14 protein-coding genes and 1 pseudogene are annotated in these 17,957 nt (G+C 72.2%); 10 read left to right on the plus strand and 5 right to left on the minus strand.

What is annotated here, in order from left to right:
• Positions 1-37: 37 nt before the first annotated feature.
• Entirely contained in the window at positions 38-799 is a 762-nt protein-coding gene (locus KGS77_RS33680; RefSeq protein WP_242587093.1) for a hypothetical protein, read from the plus strand.
• Positions 800-848: 49 nt separating this feature from the next.
• Here the strand turns inward: KGS77_RS33680 and KGS77_RS33685 are convergent, their stop codons facing one another.
• On the minus strand, positions 849-2,279 hold the full coding sequence (locus tag KGS77_RS33685; protein WP_242587094.1) for an amidase: 1,431 nt from the start codon (positions 2,277-2,279) through the stop codon (positions 849-851).
• A gap of 149 nt (positions 2,280-2,428) precedes the next feature.
• Between KGS77_RS33685 and KGS77_RS33690 the strand changes: the two genes are divergently transcribed.
• From KGS77_RS33690 to KGS77_RS33700, 3 genes are all read left to right on the plus strand, one after another.
• On the plus strand, positions 2,429-3,034 hold the full coding sequence (locus KGS77_RS33690; protein WP_242587095.1) for a TetR/AcrR family transcriptional regulator: 606 nt from the start codon (positions 2,429-2,431) through the stop codon (positions 3,032-3,034).
• A 277-nt stretch (positions 3,035-3,311) separates the two neighbouring features.
• Complete coding sequence (locus tag KGS77_RS33695; protein ID WP_242587096.1) at positions 3,312-4,655, plus strand: UDP-glucose/GDP-mannose dehydrogenase family protein; 1,344 nt, start codon at positions 3,312-3,314, stop codon at positions 4,653-4,655.
• 201 nt (positions 4,656-4,856) lie between these two features.
• Positions 4,857-6,536 carry an MFS transporter gene (locus tag KGS77_RS33700; protein WP_242587097.1) on the plus strand — a complete coding sequence of 560 codons (1,680 nt, stop codon included), beginning with the start codon at positions 4,857-4,859 and terminating at the stop codon, positions 6,534-6,536.
• A gap of 60 nt (positions 6,537-6,596) precedes the next feature.
• Here KGS77_RS33700 and KGS77_RS33705 read toward each other — a convergent pair whose 3' ends face one another.
• Complete coding sequence (locus KGS77_RS33705) at positions 6,597-7,838, minus strand: aromatic acid exporter family protein (protein ID WP_242587098.1); 1,242 nt, start codon at positions 7,836-7,838, stop codon at positions 6,597-6,599.
• A gap of 199 nt (positions 7,839-8,037) precedes the next feature.
• Here KGS77_RS33705 and KGS77_RS33710 point away from each other — a divergent pair, with 199 nt between their 5' ends.
• The 3 genes and pseudogenes from KGS77_RS33710 to KGS77_RS33720 all read left to right on the plus strand — a co-directional run bounded on the left by KGS77_RS33710 (position 8,038) and on the right by KGS77_RS33720 (position 11,523).
• A complete protein-coding gene (locus KGS77_RS33710; RefSeq protein ID WP_347404561.1) occupies positions 8,038-9,180 on the plus strand; it encodes an NAD-dependent epimerase/dehydratase family protein in 1,143 nt (380 codons plus the stop codon).
• A 109-nt stretch (positions 9,181-9,289) separates the two neighbouring features.
• A pseudogene (locus KGS77_RS33715) lies at positions 9,290-10,842 on the plus strand (NAD(P)/FAD-dependent oxidoreductase); the annotation flags it as partial.
• A 207-nt stretch (positions 10,843-11,049) separates the two neighbouring features.
• Positions 11,050-11,523, plus strand: coding sequence for an SRPBCC family protein (locus KGS77_RS33720; protein ID WP_242587099.1), 474 nt, complete (start codon positions 11,050-11,052; stop codon positions 11,521-11,523).
• Between the two features lie 51 nt (positions 11,524-11,574).
• On the opposite strand, the gene KGS77_RS33725 is transcribed toward KGS77_RS33720, so the two are convergent.
• Both KGS77_RS33725 and KGS77_RS33730 read right to left on the minus strand, forming a co-directional pair.
• Positions 11,575-12,444 carry an NAD(P)H-binding protein gene (locus tag KGS77_RS33725; RefSeq protein WP_242587100.1) on the minus strand — a complete coding sequence of 290 codons (870 nt, stop codon included), beginning with the start codon at positions 12,442-12,444 and terminating at the stop codon, positions 11,575-11,577.
• 58 nt (positions 12,445-12,502) lie between these two features.
• Positions 12,503-13,075 (minus strand): TetR/AcrR family transcriptional regulator, encoded by a 573-nt coding sequence (locus KGS77_RS33730; RefSeq protein ID WP_242587101.1) that lies wholly within the window; start codon positions 13,073-13,075, stop codon positions 12,503-12,505.
• 331 nt (positions 13,076-13,406) lie between these two features.
• Here KGS77_RS33730 and KGS77_RS33735 point away from each other — a divergent pair, with 331 nt between their 5' ends.
• Positions 13,407-14,645: an RICIN domain-containing protein gene (locus KGS77_RS33735; RefSeq protein WP_242587102.1), complete on the plus strand. Its 1,239-nt coding sequence runs from the start codon at positions 13,407-13,409 to the stop codon at positions 14,643-14,645.
• A gap of 160 nt (positions 14,646-14,805) precedes the next feature.
• Here the strand turns inward: KGS77_RS33735 and KGS77_RS33740 are convergent, their stop codons facing one another.
• A complete protein-coding gene (locus KGS77_RS33740; RefSeq protein ID WP_242587103.1) occupies positions 14,806-16,374 on the minus strand; it encodes a PLP-dependent aminotransferase family protein in 1,569 nt (522 codons plus the stop codon).
• A gap of 156 nt (positions 16,375-16,530) precedes the next feature.
• Between KGS77_RS33740 and KGS77_RS33745 the strand changes: the two genes are divergently transcribed.
• Both KGS77_RS33745 and KGS77_RS33750 read left to right on the plus strand, forming a co-directional pair.
• Complete coding sequence (locus KGS77_RS33745) at positions 16,531-17,136, plus strand: LysE family translocator (RefSeq protein WP_242587104.1); 606 nt, start codon at positions 16,531-16,533, stop codon at positions 17,134-17,136.
• A gap of 72 nt (positions 17,137-17,208) precedes the next feature.
• Positions 17,209-17,901 (plus strand): phenylalanine--tRNA ligase beta subunit-related protein, encoded by a 693-nt coding sequence (locus KGS77_RS33750; protein WP_242587105.1) that lies wholly within the window; start codon positions 17,209-17,211, stop codon positions 17,899-17,901.
• Positions 17,902-17,957 lie beyond the last annotated feature (56 nt).

Raw genomic sequence — 17,957 nt, forward strand, 5'->3', positions numbered from 1 at the left:
TGCCGCACGGTGACGAAGACACAGGAGCGTCACTGCCATGCGGTTAGAGACCATCGGCACCTGGCTGGAGAACGCCGGCATCCTCGCCCTGTGGCTGGTGGTCCTCCTCCGCGCCCCGCAAGGCGTCCGCAGCAGGGATCACCGGCCGTTGTGGTTCGCGATTCTCATGATCGCGCTGGCCATGTCGACGCACCTGGAACCGGTCACCGCCCTCCTCTCCCACCTGGTTCCCGGTCCGCACTGGATCGACCTGACGACCCATCTGTTCAGCATCGTGGACGCGGCGGCCGTCCTGTGGTTCGTCCTCCAGGCCACCGGACGGCAGCGGCACACGGCGCCGGTCTTCGGCGCCGCCCTCGCCGTCATGGTGACCCTGGTGCTCCTGGACGTCACCGCACCCGCGCACGCCCGGAACCAGATCAGCCCGTCCCCGGACACCCCGGGCGTCCCGGACGCCTACTGGTGGGTCTTCTTCGCCTTCCATCTGATCGCGGACACCACCTGCGGATTCGTGTGCTGGAAGTACGCCCGTAACGCCACGGCCCGGTCCCGGCGTCACGGGCTGCGCCTGTTCGGCACCGGCATCCTGCTGGCCTCGCTCCTGTGGGTCCTCAAACTCCTCTACCTCCAGACCCGTTCCGCCGCCTTCGCCCCGCTGTTCTCCCCCGTCACCGGCGCCGAGGCCCTCTTCATGGCCGCCGGCGCCGCCCTCCCCGCCCTGCCGCTCCTGCGCGCCCGGCGGCAGCGGGAAGGGCGTCGTACCGGACCACCCGATGTGCGCCCTGCCGACAACTGGTGACACCACCGGGTTCCGTCGGTGAACGGCCCGGTTCCGTACGGCCGAAGGGTCAAGCGGTCCGGGCCGCCGCACGCGGGTCGAGCGGTGTGAGGACACCGAGGCGGTCCTCGATCGCCTGGGCAGCGGACAGGCACAGGTCCTCGCGGAAGGCGCGGCCGATGACCTGGACCCCCTGCGGGAGGCCGTCGGTCACTCCGGTGGGCACGGCCACGCCGGGTACGCCGACGAAGCTGGTCGCGCTGCACAGGCGCATGCCCGAGGCGACCCGGTCCCGGCCCGCCCGGTCGCGTGATTCCAGACCCGGCTCGACCGGCGGCTCGGTGAAGGACGGGCCGAGCAGCAGCGGGTATTGGCCGAGGAACTCCGCCCACGAGCGGCGGATGTTCATCCATGTGCCCATCAGCTTCATGAACTCCGCCGCGTCCACGGGCGGGGTCTGATCCATCGCCATCTGGATGTAGCGGTCGCCGCCTTCGCCGAGGAGCGTGCGCACCATCGGCCAGGACGGGGCGAACTCGGTCACCGTGATCTGGTTGTACGCCTTCAGGGCCTCGTCCAGCCGCGGTACGTCCGCCACCTCGCACACCTCGTACCCGGCGTCGCGCAGCGCGTCGGCCGCGGTGGCCACGGCCTTTTCCACCGTGGGGTGGACGCCGTGCCCGCCGGGGTCGGCCACGACCGCGACCTTGACCGGTCCGGTCAGCGGTGCGCCGTAGGCGGGTACCGGTACGGCCCGCGGGTCGCGCGGATCGGTCCCGGCCAGCGCCTCGTACGCCAGTCGCAGATCGCCCACGGTCCGGGCCAGCGGGCCGTCGGTGACCAGGACCTGGGAGGCCGGGCCGGGGTCGTCCGGGCCCAGCACGCGGTGGTCGGCGGGGAACCGGCCGGTGGACGGCTTCAGCGCCGTGACGCCGCAGAACTGGGCCGGTACGCGTACCGATCCGCCCGAGTCGTTGCCGAGTCCGAGTGCCGCCATGCCCGTGGCGACGGCCACCGCGTCGCCGCCGCTGGAGCCGCCCGGGGTCCGGCCGCTGTCCCACGGGTTGACCGTGTCGCCGAACAGTTCGCTGCGGGTGTGCATCCCCGCCAGGACCAGCGTGGGGATGTTGCTGTGCCCGATGGGGATGGCTCCGGCCGCGCGCAGCCGGGCCACCGGGGGCGCGTCGGCCGGCGCCACCAGCTCGCGGAAGCGCGGCACGCCGAACGTGGTCGGTACGCCTTCGACCGGGGTCGTCTCCTTCACGGTGAACGGTACGCCCGCCAGCGGGCCCAGCGTCTCACCGGCGGCCCGCCGGCGGTCGGTCTGCGCCGCGGCCTCGCGGGCGCGCTCCGCCATCAGTTGCGTGACCGCGTTCACCTGCGGGTTGACCTCGGCGATGCGCTCCAGGTGGGCGTCGATCAGCTCGGCGGCCGAAATCTCCCCCTCGCGCACCGCCGCCGCCTGCGCGGCGGCCGGCATCTCCCATAGGGCGTTGTGCATGATCCTGCCTTCCTCATCGTTCCGATGCGCTTGCATCGGATAAGGAACTGTACCCTGGAACCGATGCGAGCGCATCGAATAAAATTGCGGCACACGGCGCGGGGCCACCGCGCGGCGTGCGGTACCGCGGAACAGGGAGGCGTCCGGGCATGCCCAAACAGGTGGATCACGAGAGCCGGCGCCACCTCATCGCCGAGGCCGTCTGCCAACTCGCCGACGAGCACGGGCTGGAGGGCGTGACCCTGCGCGATGTCGCCGCCCGCGCGCAGGTGTCGATGGGCGCCGTCCAGCGGTGCTTCCGCACCAAGGAAGAGATGCTCGTGTTCACACTCGGGCACATCGGCGGGCAGGTCGGCGCCCGCGTACGGGCCTGCCTGGTCAGGAGCCCGGCCCAGTCGGCCGGCAGCGTCCTGGGCCACGCCGTCACCGAGATCTCGCTGCTGCGGGACGAGCACCGGGCCGAGGCCAGGGTCTGGCTCGCCTTCGTCGCGCAGGCGGCGGTCAGCGACGCCCTCGCCGGGCCGCTCAAGGCGAACTACGCGGTGCTGCAAGAGCTGTTCACCCGCCTGATCCGGGAGGCCGCCGAGGGCGCCGGCCGCCAGGCGCCCCTCGACGCGCCACGCGAGGCCCGTACCCTGCTCGCCCTCGCGGACGGCCTCACCACGCACGTCCTCGTCGGTCATCTCACCCCCGCGCAGGCGCAGGAGGTTCTCCATGAGCACCTGCGCGGCCTCTGGGGGCGCCCGGCCCGTTGACGTGGCGTCCGGTGGCTGGCCAGGGGCACGTGCTCCGGCTGCGGGAGCGGGCCGGACGGGTGACAATTGACTCCATTGGCGCGTTATGCGACAAGCCGACCAAGAGCGCCAATGGCCGCAGCGCCGATACAACGCAACGCACCGACACAACGGACTGACAGAACGAGCTGGACAGACCGAATCAGCGGTACCACCGGGCTTCTCCCGGTCGCAACACACCGCCGGGGCCGAAAGGCGGAAAGGCGGGGGCCGGGCGGTTCGAAGGAGCTGGTTTGTGATGCGGGTCGCCGTCGTAGGACAGGGTTACGTGGGACTGACGGGCGCCGTCGCGCTCACCCACCAAGGTCATCAGGTCACCGGGATCGAACAGGACCCGGTGCGGCTGCGCACATTGAACGCCGGCCGGGCGCCGGTCTTCGAACCGGGACTGCCCGAACAGCTCTCGGCCGCGCTGGCCACCGGAAGGCTGCGCTTCACCGACGGCGTGCGGGAGAGTCACCGCCGGGCGCCCTTCGACATCGTGCTGATCACCGTGGGAACACCGCCCGGACCCGAAGGGGCCGCGGACCTCACCCAGGTCAGAGCCGCGCTGGACGACGTCCTCAGCCTGCTGCCGGCCCCCCGGGTGGTGCTGAAATCCACCGTGCCACCGGGCACCAGCGGCATGCTCGTGGACGAGTATCCCAAGCTGCGCGAGCGCTACGCGTACAACCCCGAATTCCTCAACCAGGGCAGCGCGCTGGACGACTGGGCCGCCCCGGCCCGGATCGTGGCCGGCGCCTGGAGCCGGGAGAGCATGCGGACGCTGCGCGAACTGTACGCGGGGGTCTCCAGCCCCTGGGTGGAGACGACGCCCACCGGCGCCGAGATGATCAAGTACGCGAGCAACGCCTTCCTGGCCACGAAGATCAGCTTCGCGAACGAGGTCGCCCGGATGTGCTGCGGACCGGACATCGACATCGACCACGTCATGCAGGGCGTGGGCTACGACCCCCGTATCGGCCACGCCTTCCTCCAGCCGGGCCTGGGCTTCGGCGACTCGTGTCTGCCCAAGGACACCGCCGCGCTGGCCCGCTGGGCGAGCAGCGTCGGCATCCCGACCCCGCTGCTGCACGCCACCATCAGCGTCAACGAGGCCCAGGCGGGACTCGCCGTCCAGACCCTGCGCACGGAACTGGACGGCACCCTGTCCCAGGCCACGATCGCGGTCCTCGGCGTACGGTACGAGCCCTGGAGCGACGACCTGCGCGCGGCTCCCAGCCGTACGGTTGTCCCCGCGCTGCTCGGCCAGGTCGGGCGGGTCCGTGTCTGGGACCCGGCCACCGACGCCCGTATCGTCGCGGACCTCTTCCCCGGCGCCGAACCGGCACCGGACCTGACCGCCGCCCTCGACGGTGCCCACGCCGTCCTGCTGCTGACCGAATGGCCGCAGGCCATCGAGGCGGACTGGTCGCACCTGGCGTCCCTGCTCGCCGAGCCGCGCCTGGTGATCGACGGCAAGAACTGTCTGCATTCCGAGCAGGTGACGGGTCTGCCCATCCGTTACCGCAGCGTGGGCACCCGTCTGCCCGCACCGGCGGTGACCGGCACCGGCCTGTCCGACCCCCAGTTGGAGGCATGAGGACCGGCGCGGACCCCGCAGCCCCGCGCGGCCGGGGCGGTGGCCCATGGTGGTGGGCCGCCGCCCCGTTCTCGTGCGTACGCGGGCGGCGGACCCCCTCCGTACGGCGGCGGACCCCTCCGTACGCTCGTGGAGCGCCGAGGCACGTCATGGCCCATATTGGGTGATGAGGGGCAGCGAAAAGGCGAGGAGAGCGTACCGGTGAATCAGCCCCCCGTGCTGGACGAGACGCCCGCCCCCAAGGGGTCCGCGGAGCCCTCGGTATGGGCGCCGATGCGCCGCCGGATGTTCCGCGCGCTGTGGATCGCCCAGCTCGCCGCCAACATGGGCACCTGGATGCAGACGGTCGGCGCCCAGTGGCTGATGGGTGACCTCGGCGGCGGCTCGCTGCTGGTGGCGCTGGTGCAGACCGCGACCACCCTGCCCGTGTTCGCCCTGGTGGTCCCCGCCGGGGCGCTGGGCGACATCCTGGACCAGCGGCGGCTGCTGCTCGGCGGCCAACTGATGATGTTCCTGGGCGCGGCCGGGCTGGCCGCCGTCACCGCCGCCGACGAGGTGACCCCCCTCTCGCTGCTGGGCCTGACCGCCCTGATGGGCGTGGGTGAGGCGTTCTCCATCACCTCCTTCCAGGCCATCCAGCCCGAACTGGTCAGCCACGACGAGATCCACCAGGCCGCGCTGCTCAACAGCGCCAACGGCAATGTCGCCCGGGCCGCCGGCCCCGCCCTGGGCGGTCTGCTGATCTCGGCCACCGGACCCGCGGCCACCTTCGCCCTCAACGCCCTGTCCTTCCTGGGCGTCCTGATCGTGCTGTACGCCTGGCGGCGCCCGGCGGCGCACCGGCCGCTGGGGTCCGAGCACATCCGCGGCGCGATCCGCGCGGGCGCCCGCTACGTACGCCGGGCCCCGATGTTCGGGGCCGTCATCGGCCGCTCGGGACTGTTCATGCTGTTCGCCGGCGGACTGTGGGCGCTGCTGCCGGCCATCGCCCGCGGGCCGCTGGGGATGAGCGCCGGAGGATACGGGCTGCTGCTCGGCAGCGTCGGGGCCGGTGCCGTGCTCGGCGCGATCGCCCTGCCCGCGCTGCGGCCCCGTATGACGGTCAACGCGATGGTGACGGCCGCCATGGTGCTGTACGCCGCCACCATGGCCGTGATCGGCCTGGTCGCGCACCCGCTCGTCGCCGCGGTCGCGCTGATCGTCTCCGGACTGGCCTGGGTGACCGTCTTGTCCACGCTCTCCGCCTCCGCGCAGATCCTGCTGCCGGTCTGGGCCCGGACCCGGGGGCTCGCCTACTACCAACTGGTGTTCATGGGCGGTCAGGCGCTCGGCGGGGTGGGGTGGGGCCTGGTCGCCGACCGGCTGGGCGTACGGGCCGCGTTCGTGGTCGCGGGCGTCGGGCTGCTGCTGTCCACGGCCGCCGGCACCCGGCGGCTGCCCCTGCCGGCCGGCCACATCGACATGGAGCACGTCCAGCACTGGCCCGAGCCGGAGGGCATGCAACTGCCCGGCCGCAACGCCGGGCCGGTGCTGGTCACCGTCGAGTGGCGGGTCGACCGGGAGAACGTCAACGCCTTCGTCGAGGCGATGCGCCCGGTCGGCCAGGCCCGGCGGCGCACCGGGGCCACGCTGTGGGGGCTGTTCGAGGACATGGACGACCCGACGGTCCTCCTGGAGACGTTCACCGTCGTCTCCGAGCGGGAGCATCTGCGCCAGCACCTGGAACGGGGCACCAAGGAGGACCAGGAGCTGGAGGCGCGGGCCAAGAGCCTGACCCAGCCCGGCAGCCGGCCGGTCGTACGTCACCTGATCTGGGCGTACGCCCTGGACCGCGACGAGGAGCTGACGTCCCACCGGCACGCCTCCTCCAGCGTCCCCTGATCCGTCCCGTACCGCCCTCCTACGGCGGTACGGCGGCCCGGGCGCAGCAGCCCGGGCCGCTCACGGCTGCTCCGTACGGTCCCGCGTACGACCGACCCGCAACCGCCCCCGCAACTTGTCCGCCAGCGGATACTTCTCCCGCTGCTCCCGGGACTGCCGGTCCAGCTCCTCCACCAGGCGCTGCGAACGCTTCTCCACGTCCAGCTCGTCCAGGATCCGGTCGACCTCGGCCAGCAGGGCGCCGTGCAACTGCCACTGCCGGGGATGCTCCTGCACGGCGTCCAGGAGCATATGAGCCACGACCTCGCGGCTGGCGCGGCTGGCGGCCAGCTCCTTGACCAGCCGCTCCTCCGCCTCGTCCGCGTTCACGCTGACCTGGGTGGTGATCAGTACGGCGAAGCTGTCCACGGCCCGCGCCATGTGGCGGAACAGGTCCCGCAGCGCCGCGGAGATCTCCGGCGGGAAGAGGGACTCCCTGGTCCGGGCCTTGGCGAGGTCGGTCAGCGTACGGCACATGGTGCGCAGCACCACGGCGCTGATCTCCAGTGTGTCCAGGCCGGTGCGCAGCACGACGCGGAAGAGCAGGCCTTCCTTGACCCGGGGGTTGAGCCGCAGGCTGTCCTCCGCCTGCCGCAAGGACGCGTCCACCTGGACGATGTCGTGGTCCAGCTTGCGCGCCTCGTGCAGCCGGGCGGCGGCCTCCGGCACCGGCGTGTGCCCGGTGACCTCCTCGCCGAGGTTCAGCAGCAGCCGCCGCATCCGGCCCGCGAGGTCCTCGATGGACTCGCTGGCGGGCTGTACCCACACCGGCGGCGCGAACAGCACGTTGAACAGCAGCCCGACCACGGCGCCGATCAGCGTCTCCAGCACCCGGTCCCACGCCGTCTCGGCCACCCGGGTCACGCCCAGCACCAGCATGGCGCTGATCGCCACCTCCGGGACGAACTCACCGGCCCGTACGAAACGGCCGATCACCAGCGAGGCCAGGATGATCAGCCCCAGGCTCCACCACGTCAGCCCCACCAGGGCGCTGAAGCCGATGGCGATGACCACCCCCACCACGACGGCGTTCACCCGGCGCATGCTGGTGGTCAAGGTCGCGTACAAGGTGACCTGGACGACGAGCAGCGCGGTCAGCGGGGCGGTCAGCGGGGCCGGCTCGCTGCTCAGCCACAGGGCCACGACATAGGCGATCACGGCGGCCACGGTCGAGCGGACCGTCTGCACGGCCACCGGCTCCCGGCGCCACCGGACAAAACTCAGCAGGGGATCGGTTCGTTCGGGCTCGCTTCGTTCAGGCACGCTTGGCTCTTTCCCCGATCTTCGCCTTCCATCTCATCCATCTCTCCCATCTCATGCCCACCACCGCAGTCTGTACGTCACGCCGCGTCCCGTACGTCACGTGATGCACATACGACCCGTGCGTAGCCATGAGGTGTACGGGGTACCCACCGGCACCACGGGGCGCACGGATGTACGCCCCTGACGACAGGAGGCGTCCATGGCACCCATGGCAGCCATGTCGGCGGGTCCCGTCCGCGGCACGCCCGCCGCCGGTCCCGGGCCGCGCGTGGTGATCACCGGTGCCACGGGGAACCTCGGCAGCGCACTTGTGCGCCGGCTGGCCGCCGACGACCGGGTGGCCGAGATCGTGTCCGTCGCCCGCCGCCCCGCCGGCGAGGCGTTCGGCGGCCCGGGAGGCAAGGTACGGCAGGTCTGCGGCGCGGCCGGTGACGTCCGTACGGCGGATCTGGGCGCCCTTTTCCGGGGCGCCGCCGCCGTGGTGCACCTGGCCTGGGTCTTCCACCCCACCCGCCACCCGGACGCGACCTGGGAGACGAACGTGACGGGGACCGGACGGGTACTGGCCGCCGTCCACGCGGCCCGGGTGCCGGTGGTGCTGCACGCCTCGTCCGTCGCCGCCTACTCGCCCGGCCCCAAGGACGGGACCGGCGAGGGCAGTGGCGTGGACGAGAGCTGGCCGACCCATGGGTGGCCACGGTCCGCGTACTGCCGGGAGAAGGCGTACACCGAACGGCTGCTGGACGTCTTCGAGCACGACCACCCGGCGGTCCGGGTCGTACGGCTGCGGCCCGGCATCGTCCTTCAGCGCAGCTCCGCGGCCGAGCAGCGCCGCATCTTCGCCGGCCCCTTCGTCCCGGGCCGGCTGCTGCGCCCCGACCGGCTGCCCGTCCCCGACCTGCCCGGCCTGCGCTTCCAGGCCGTGCACGCCGAGGACGTCGCCGAGGCGATGTGCCGGGCCCTGCACGAGCCGGTCGACGGCGCGTTCAACCTGGCGGCGGCCCCTGTCGTGGACGCCGCCATGCTGGCCGCCACGTTCGGCACCCGCGTCATCGGGCCCTTCCCCGTACGGCCGGTACGGGCGGCCCTGGACGCGGCCTGGCGGCTGCGGCTGTCCCCGCTGCCCGTCAGCATGTTCGAAGCCATCCTGCGCTTCCCGGTTATGGACACCGGCCGGGCCGCCGCCGAACTCGGCTGGCGGCCACGGTCCGCGCAGGACACGGTCAGGGAATTCGCACAGGCACTGCGGGAGGACGCCGGAGGGGCCACCCCGCCCCTGGCCGCACCCCTGCCCGGAGGCCGCGTACAGGAGATCGCCGGCGGCCTGGGGGAGCGCACATGACGGCGCCCGCCAGGACGGGCGGCGCACCGGCCACCGCGCCCGCGGCCGTACCGCTTCCCGCGCCGCCGCCCGGACCCACACCGCCCGGACCCCCAAGAGGAGCACGCGCATGAGCGAGACGGCCGACGCGGTGGTCATCGGGGCCGGCCCCAACGGGCTGGTCGCCGCCAACGTCCTGGCGGACGCGGGCTGGCAGGTCCAGGTCTTCGAGACGCAGCCGGAGCCCGGCGGAGCGGTCCGCAGCGACCGCGGCCTCCACCCCGACTACGTCAACGACGTCTTCAGCTCCTTCTACCCGCTGGCCCGGGCCTCGCCCGTCATACGGGAGCTGCGCCTGGAGGACTGGGGCCTGACCTGGAGCCACGCCCCGGCCGTACTCGGCCACCCACTGCCCGACGGCACCTGCGCCCTGCTCCACCGCGACCCCGAGCGCACCGCCACCGGCCTGGACGCCGGCACCCCGGGCGACGGGGAGGCGTATCTGCGTCTGGTGCGGCTGTGGGAGCAGATCGGTCCCCAGGTGATCCGCACCATCTTCTCGCCCTTCCCGCCGGTACGGGCCGGGGCGCGGCTGGCGGCAGCGCTGCGTGGCGCCGGCGGGCTGCGGATGCTGCGCATGCTGATGCTGCCGGTGCGCCGGCTCGGCCAGGAGGACTTCCGCGGTACGGCGGCCCCCTGCTGCTCTCCGGCTGCGCCCTGCACGCCGACTTCGCCCCGGAGTCCGCCGCCTCCACCGCCTTCGGCTGGCTGCTGGCGATGCTCGGCCACCAGTACGGATGGCCGGTCCCGGTGGGTGGCGCGGGCGCGCTGACCGAGGCGCTGCTGCGCCGGCTGAAGGCCCGCGGCGCCACCGTGACCTGCGACTGCCGCATCAGCCGGATCGCGGTCCGCAAGGGCCGCGCCGCCGGGGTGGTGACCGGCGACGGGCAGTACGTGGCGGCCCGGCACGCCGTCCTGGCCGACACCGCGGCCACCGAGGTGTACGGCGGGCTCGTCGGCTGGGAGCACCTGCCGTGCACCCTGCGCGACGACATGCGCCGCTACCAGTGGGACCATGCCACCTTCAAGGTCGACTGGGCGCTGTCCGGGCCCATCCCCTGGACGGCACCGGACGCCTCCCTGGCCGGTACCGTCCACCTCGCCGACTCCGTCGACCATCTGACGCGGCACGCCGCCCAGTTGGCGACCGGACAGGTCCCCGACCGCCCGTTCGCCCTCCTGGGCCAGATGACCACCTCCGACCCGCACCGCTCACCCGCGGGCACCGAATCCGCCTGGGCCTATACCCACGTACCCCAGCGGATCAGGGGGGACGCGGCGGGGGAGGACGTCGACGGCCACTGGGGACCGGGACAGCGGGAAGCGATGGCCCGGCGCGTGGAGGCCGAGGTCGAACGCCGGGCCCCCGGCTTCACCGACCGCATCCTGCGGCGCCGCGTCCTGGCGCCCCCCGACATGGAGGCCAGGAACCAGAACCTGGTCAACGGCGCGCTCAACGGCGGCACGGCCCACGTCCACCAGGAACTGATCTTCCGTCCGGTCCCGGGCAGCGGACGGCCCGAGACCCCGCTGCCGGGCCTCTACCTCGCCTCCGCCTCCGCCCACCCCGGGGGCGGCGTCCACGGCGCGTGCGGGGCCAACGCCGCCCGCGCGGCCCTGCGGGCCCGGCGGCCGGTCGCCAAACACCTCCTGGCCCCGGCGCTGTTCGCCCTGCAACGCAACCTCACCGGCGGCGCGCGCAACGCCGGCCCGGGCTCGGCGGACCCCACCACCTCCCGTACGCGGCCCGATCCGCCCGGACCGCCCGCCCGGCCCGGCCCCGGCGGCACGCCGGACCCCGTCCCAGATCCCGGAGCCGGAGACTGAACCATGGCCATACGACACGTCCTGATCCCCGCGTCCGTGGATGCCGTGTGGTCCGTACTGTGCGACGGCGACAAGTACCAGCAATGGGTCGTCGGCCCCACCGCCACCGAACAGGTCGACGACCACTGGCCGCAGCCCGGCGCGGCGGTCCGCTACCGCGTGGGCCCGGGTCAGGGCCTCCTCAAGGGCCGTACCGTCGTGCGCATCTGCGTGCCGCGCGAACGCCTGGAACTGGAGGCGCGGGCCGGCCGGCTGGGCAGCGCCCGCATCGCCATCCGCCTGCTGCCCTGGGGCGAGGAGTGCATCGTCATCATCGACGAACACCCCCTGCGGGGCATCGGCGCCCACATGCACAACGTCGTCCTGGACGCCTTCCTGCACGCCCGTCACCGCCGTATGCTCGTCAACCTGCGCAATCTCGTGGTCAAGACGGTCCGCGAAGGGCAGCACGGCCCGGCCGCGCACAAGCCGCCGTGAGGAGCGGCGGCCGGCAGGTGGCTGACAGGGTCTAGCGGCGGCCGACAGGGTCTAGCGGCGGAATTCCTCGGCGTGGTCCCGGGCCCACCGGGCGAAGGTGCGGGCGGGGCGGCCGGTGACGTCCTGCGCGGTGGGCAGGGGCCCCAGCGCGGCGGGATCGAAGTCCAAGGCCGCGTCGGGGTCCGTCGCCTGCCCCGAGTAGTCCTCGAAGCCCAGCAGGAAATCGGCGTTCTCGGCCGCGAACCCGCCCTGCCGGAGGTAGATCTCCCGGGCCTCATGCGGGCTGACCACCTCGAAGCGGATCTCCTCGCCCAGGGCCTCGGCGATCAGCTCCACCTGGCGGCGCCGGGAGAGCAGTTCGGGACCGTTGAGCGTGTACGCCCGCCCGGTGTGGCCGTCCTCGGTCAGGGCCAGGGCCGCCACCTCGGCGATGTCCCGTTCGTGCACGGGATACCAGGCGGCGTCGGGATCCGGATCGCGCACCGTCCGCTCGGCGCGGATCGACGGGCCCCACAGGGCGAGCTTGTTCGTCGCGAACTCCCCGGGGCGTACGTGGGTCCACTCCAGCCCCGATGCCTCCACCGCCTGTTCCACCGGCAGATGGAAGCCGGTGTCCAAGCCGCCGGTGACCGCCCCGGAGGAGAGCACCACGACGCGGCGCACCCCCGCCGCGCCGGCCAGTGCCACCACTTCTTTCGCGGTGGCGGCGACCGGGAAGAGGAACATCGCCCGCGCCCCCTCCAGCGCGGCCGTCAGGCTCTGCGGACGCCGCAGGTCCCCCGGGAAGACCTCGACGCCGGCGGGCAGTTGCGCGGAACGCGGGTCACGGGTCAGGGCCCGTACGGCATGGCCCTTCTCCAGGAGGAACCGGATCACGTTCCGTCCGACGTTACCGGTCGCCCCGGTGACGAGAACCGTCATGACAACACCTTTCGCTCGCTCATCGGACGTGCGGGTCTCTTTTGGACGCGTGGGCCGCTCACGGCCGGATGCCGTGCTCCAGCGTGCGGATGACGGAGGTGAAGGCGCCGTGGTGGGGCAGCGTTCCGGTGCTGACCGCCTGACACCCGGCGCAGACGTGCGCCCACAGCACATGCTCGATCCACGCGCCGTCGACCTCGGCGTCGAAGTCCCCCTCGGTCTGGCCCCGCGCGATCAGAGCGGCCACCGCCTCCGCCGCCGGGTCCGGCTCCCCGCGCCCGGCCAGTGCCTGGCTGATCCGCGGATCGCCGTACAGGAAGAGCACCTGGTCCCCGACGTCCAGCATGGCCGCCACCAGCCGGCGCATCGACTCCCGTGCCGGCCCCTGGTCGATCCGCGCCTTGCGCAGCGCCTCGTCCAGCAGCCGCAAGGAGTCCTCGACGACCGCCGCCACCAGCGCCTCCCGGTCCGGGAAGTACCGCTGCAAGGTGCTGCGCCCGACGTCCGCCGCCGCCGCGATGTCCGCCAGCCTGGCGTTGCGGTCACGGGACAGCGTCCCTGCCGCGGCACTCAAAATGGCCCGCCGCGTACGGCCACGGGCCCCTGACTCCGAACCGGTGGAGCTGCTCACGTCAGCGAGAGTACCACCGTGAAGCCCGTAACGGGCCTTGGAAAATCCTTTATGGGTCGCCGATGGCCCATAAAGGGGCTTGTCGGTGGCGTGAGTGCCCACGTTGCGTGAGGGTGAGGAGCGGCATGGCGGGTGAGCGCACCGCATAGCGGACAGCCGGGCAGCTCCCGCGGCAAGGGTGTCCGCCACCCGGGACGGGACGGCCGCTCGTACGTCAGTTTCGTTACCCGCCGGTGGAGTTGGCCGAGTTTGCCGGTCGCGGAGGTCAGCCGGGACTCCTAGGGTGAGGCAGCAGCAACGGCGCCGTGCCCATCCGACCACGGGAGCACCCATGAGCGTCACAGCACAGGGCACCTACCTCATCAAGAACGAGCAGAGCGGGTTGTACCTGACCGTCAAAGGGTTCGACAAGAACGTTCCGGCGGACATCGTGCAGGAGAGGCTGCACGACTGGCCGGAGCGGGCGAGCCAGGCGTGGCGTCTGCTGCCGGGGCAGGCCGGCAAGGACAGCTACCGGCTGCAGAACCAGCACAGCGGGCGCTATCTGCAGATCCGTCATGCCAGCAAGGAGAGCGGCGCGCACGCGGAGCAGGCGCACCTGGAGGAGAACAAACCGGCGTTCCAGAGCCAGACCTGGCAGCTCAGCGGCAACGGCGACGAGGTCTACCTCATCACCAACGTCCACAGCGGCCTCAAGCTCAACGTACGGGGCAACCTCAACACCGAGGGCACCCCCATCGACCAGTGGCAGGAGCACGCGGCCGGACAGTTCCGCGGCTACCAGCTATGGCGCCTGGAGGCCGTCGAGCCCCGGGGCGAGGCCAAGGCACTGGACGCGCTGACCGGTGCCGTGGTCGAGCCGACCGGCGGCATCATCTCCGCCATCACCACCGGCTTCAAGGCGACCCTGGAAGCCACCGGCGGGGTCTTCGGCACGGTCTCGCGGTGGGTCCCGGGCATCGACCGTACGCCCTACGTCCGGTTCTCCGGGTTCCGCGCGGATGAATTCATCCGCTTCTCGCAGCGCAACCGGGTCGAGGTCGGTCCGAAGAAGATCAGCGAGCAGTTCCGTCATCTGCCCAAGGAGTTCCGCGACGGCTTCGACGTCGTCATCGCCGCTCCCAAGCGCAGCGGCTACGACTACATCGGTGTCGCACAGGAGCTGTACGTCGAGTTCTCCGACCGGCGCAGCAGCGCTCCGCTGCCGTGGGACCGCCTCTTCCCCGCCGAGATCGCGGGCGGCCGGGGCATCTCCGAGGTGAAGGCCGTGGCGACCGCCTCCCCGGACGGGTCACGTCACCTGGCCTTCACCACCGCCGGAATCGAGGTCATCGAGGGGCACCTGCCCATCGACCCGAACCGCCGGCCGGTCGTGGAACCGGTCACCCTGGATTTCCTTCCCGAGGAATTCAAGCAGCCGGACGCGGTCTCCTCCGCCGTGCTCGGCGAGGAGACGCACTTCTTCGCCACCAAGGGCGACCAGTTCACCGTCTTCACCTGGGAGAAGGTCGTCCAGGGGCCGACGAAGGTGGTCGCGGCGTACCCGTTCCTGCTGGGGCTGTGGATGTAGGACGGTACGGGAGTACGGGAGTACGGAGAGGGCCCGGTTCTCCGGGCGCCATCCTGTCCGCCGCCCACGAGGAGTGATCCGGCGGGCGGCGGACAAGGTCCGGGCCAGGCTCAAGGCGGCCTCGGCCCGGGTGCCGGCGCACGGCACCTCGGACCAGGTGTCAGCGCAGGCGCCGCAGTACGTCCCCGATGACGGCGACGCCTTCGTCGATGCCGCTTCGCGCGTTCGCGGCGTACCCCAGGACCAGACCCGGGCGGTACGGCCGCCGGCAGTGCCACGACAGCGGCTGCGCCTTGACCCCGCGCTCCAGCGCCGCGGCGGCGACGCAGGTGTCGGCGAAGTCCCCGTCGAAGGTGACCGTCAGATGCAGACCCGCCGCGGCGCCGTGCACCACCGCGCCCGGCAGATGCGCGGCGATCGCCTCGATCATGGCGTCCCGGCGACGGCGGTGCCGCGTACGCAGGTACCGCAACTGACGCTCCAGTTCGCCCGATTCCATCAGGTGGGCCAGCACGAGCTGCGGCAGCGCGGCGTTGCCGAGATCCGCGAACCGCTTGGCGTCCACCAAGGCGTCCCGGTACCTCGGCGGCACGATCGCCCAGCCCACGCGCAGAGCGGGAGCGAGGGTTTTGGACACGCTGCCGGCGTAACAGACCTGCTCGGGGAGCATCGCCCGCAGCGCGGGAACGGGCGGCCGGTCGTAACGGTGCTCGGCGTCGTAGTCGTCCTCGATGATCAGCCCGCCGTCACCGGCCCACCGCATCAGCTCACGACGCCTGCCACCGCCGAGCACCACCCCCGTCGGGAACTGGTGCGCCGGCGTCAGCAGTACCGCCGGGGCGCCCTGTGCGCGCAGCTCGTCCACGCGGATGCCCTCGGCGTCGACCGCGATCGGCGGGGTGTCCAACCGCCGGTTCTGTATGTGCTGCCGGGCCCCGAGCGACCCGGGGTCCTCCACCGCCACCTCACGCACACCGTCCCGGCGCAGGATGTCCGCGAGCAGCCCGAGCGCCTGGGCCACGCCGGCGACGACGACCACCTCGCCCGGGTCGACCCTGATACCGCGGTTACGGGCCAGCCAGTGGGCGACGGCCACCCGCAGGGCCGGCGTCCCGCGGGGATCCCCGTACCCGAAGGCGGACGCCGGGAGGTCCCTGAGCACGGACCGCTCGGCGCGCAGCCACGCCGCACGCGGGAAGGCCGCCAGGTCGGGCACGCCGGGCGTCAGATCGATACGGGCCGGGGCGGCCCGCAACGCGTCGAAGACATCGGTACCGGGTGTGGCGGTGAACAGCGTACGGGCCGAGGGCGGGCCGGCCGCCCGTGCCGGCGGCGCTCCGGCAGGGGAGCCGTCGGCCGTGGCCGCCGCCATGTCCGGTGCCGTGGCCCCTGCCGTGTCCGCCGCGGACGCCGTGCCCGTCGCCGCCATCACGGGCGTGGCGAGCACCACCGTGCCATTGCGTCCGCGGCCCGCCACATGCCCGTCCTCGGTCAGCCGCTGGTACGCCTCGGTGACCACGCCACGGGAGACGCGCAGTTCGGCGGCGAGCACCCGGGTGGCGGGCAGTCTGCTCCCCACCGGCAGACGGCCGTCCGCCATCGCGAGCCGCAGCTCCCCGGCGAGCCAGTCGGACAGCCCGCCCGCCGGGGCGTCGGCGATCCGGAGCTGGAGGAAGTCGGCCCCCGAGGTTATGGACCGGTCAGTGCATGCTCCTTTGGACCTGTTCACCAGGCCATTGTGGCAGCACGCTGATCACATGCACACAGCGATGTCCCCGTACGCCCTCCATGGAAGCCTCCGCGGAAGACCCGGCCGGTCCGCCGGGACCGGCCGCCCGGTGTCCGGCCGGTCAACTCCCGTGGCGTTCCCGCACGGCAGGCGGCCATGAGCGTCGAATTCCTGGTGACCACCCTGGTCATCGTCCTCACCCCCGGGACCGGCGTCATCTACACCATGGCGACGGCCCTTTCCCGAGGCGCCCGCGCCGGCGTCATCGCGGCCCTGGGCTGCACGCTCGGCAGCGTGCCGCACATGGTGGCGGCGGTCACGGGCCTGGCCGCACTGCTCAATGCGAGCACGGTGGCCTTCCAGTCCCTCAAATACCTGGGCGTCGCCTACCTCCTTTACATGGCGTGGAGCACCTTGAAGGACAAAGGAGCCCTCACCCCGGACGAGGAGAACGCCCCTCGCCCGGCGGCGAAGGTGATTGTCTCCGCCGTCCTGATGAACATCCTCAATCCCAAACTCACCCTCTTCTTCTTCGCCTTCCTGCCGCAATTCGTCGACACCGGCGACCCGCGCGCCTTCCCCCGGATGGTCGAACTGAGCCTGGTCTTCATGCTGTTCACCTTCCTGGTCTTCATCGGCTACGGCGTCTTCGCCGCCGCCGTCCGCCACCACATCACCTCCCGGCCGCACGTCATGCTCTGGATGCGCCGGATCTTCGCGGGTTCCTTCGTCGCCCTGAGCGCCAAACTGGCCTTCTTCTAGAGCCACACGCCACCGGCCCTGCGCCGCCCGTCACCCCGCCACTCGTCACCGTCCAGAAAAAGGCAGCCGAACATGTATTTCCGTCACTCGCCCGACATCTGGCAGGATTTCCCGGAACTCGTCCCCGGCGTCCTGTACGCCAAGGGAATCACCGGCGACGTCTCCGTCGGCCACCGGGCCGCCAAGTACAACGCCATAGCCGAATCCCGCCTCGGCATCGCCTCGGAAGGTGAACTGCCCGAGATCCAGGCCTGGCGCCGTACGTTCTCCCGTATGGGCCACAAGCCCACCCAATACCGCTGCGCCGCGGAATCACTGCTGCGCCGCTTCAAGAAGGAAGGCTCCCTGCCTTCGATCCACCCTCTCATCGACCTGTGCAACGCCATTTCCCTGGCGTACGCGATTCCGGTGGGCGTGTTCGACGTCTCGCGACTGTCCGGTTCCCTGGAAGTCGCCTACGCGACGGGCAAGGAGACCTACGAGACCCTCTCCGGACAGACGGAGCCCCCCGCTCCGGGCGAGGTCGTCTTCGTCGACGACGCCGGCCACGCCCACGCCCGCCGCTGGACCCACCGGCAAAGCGGCCGGTCGGCCGTCCGCGACACCACCACCGACGTACTGATCGTCGCCGAGGCGATGCACGACTCGGCCATCCCCGACATACAGAGCCTCATGGCGACGATCGCCGAGGAACTCGGCATCGTCTGGTCCGTTCCCACCGAATCCGCCGTCCTCGCCAGCCTGTCACCCCGCTTCGACTTCTGACCACGCATGACCGGGTGACGGATGGGTAGCGGCGGACATGACATGCCTCGGGCGGT

The organism is Streptomyces sp. MST-110588, from assembly GCF_022695595.1.
Classification (GTDB): Bacteria; Actinomycetota; Actinomycetes; order Streptomycetales; family Streptomycetaceae; genus Streptomyces.

Excerpts from the sequence above, each read along its gene's own strand:
- KGS77_RS33680 (WP_242587093.1), top strand. The coding sequence starts at position 38 with ATGCGGTTAGAGACCATCGGCACCTGGCTGGAGAACGCCGGCATCCTC.
- KGS77_RS33685 (WP_242587094.1), bottom strand. The coding sequence starts at position 2,279 with ATGCACAACGCCCTATGGGAGATGCCGGCCGCCGCGCAGGCGGCGGCG.
- KGS77_RS33690 (WP_242587095.1), top strand. The coding sequence starts at position 2,429 with ATGCCCAAACAGGTGGATCACGAGAGCCGGCGCCACCTCATCGCCGAG.
- KGS77_RS33695 (WP_242587096.1), top strand. The coding sequence starts at position 3,312 with ATGCGGGTCGCCGTCGTAGGACAGGGTTACGTGGGACTGACGGGCGCC.
- KGS77_RS33710 (WP_347404561.1), top strand. The coding sequence starts at position 8,038 with ATGGCACCCATGGCAGCCATGTCGGCGGGTCCCGTCCGCGGCACGCCC.
- KGS77_RS33720 (WP_242587099.1), top strand. The coding sequence starts at position 11,050 with ATGGCCATACGACACGTCCTGATCCCCGCGTCCGTGGATGCCGTGTGG.
- KGS77_RS33725 (WP_242587100.1), bottom strand. The coding sequence starts at position 12,444 with ATGACGGTTCTCGTCACCGGGGCGACCGGTAACGTCGGACGGAACGTG.
- KGS77_RS33735 (WP_242587102.1), top strand. The coding sequence starts at position 13,407 with ATGAGCGTCACAGCACAGGGCACCTACCTCATCAAGAACGAGCAGAGC.
- KGS77_RS33745 (WP_242587104.1), top strand. The coding sequence starts at position 16,531 with ATGAGCGTCGAATTCCTGGTGACCACCCTGGTCATCGTCCTCACCCCC.
- KGS77_RS33750 (WP_242587105.1), top strand. The coding sequence starts at position 17,209 with ATGTATTTCCGTCACTCGCCCGACATCTGGCAGGATTTCCCGGAACTC.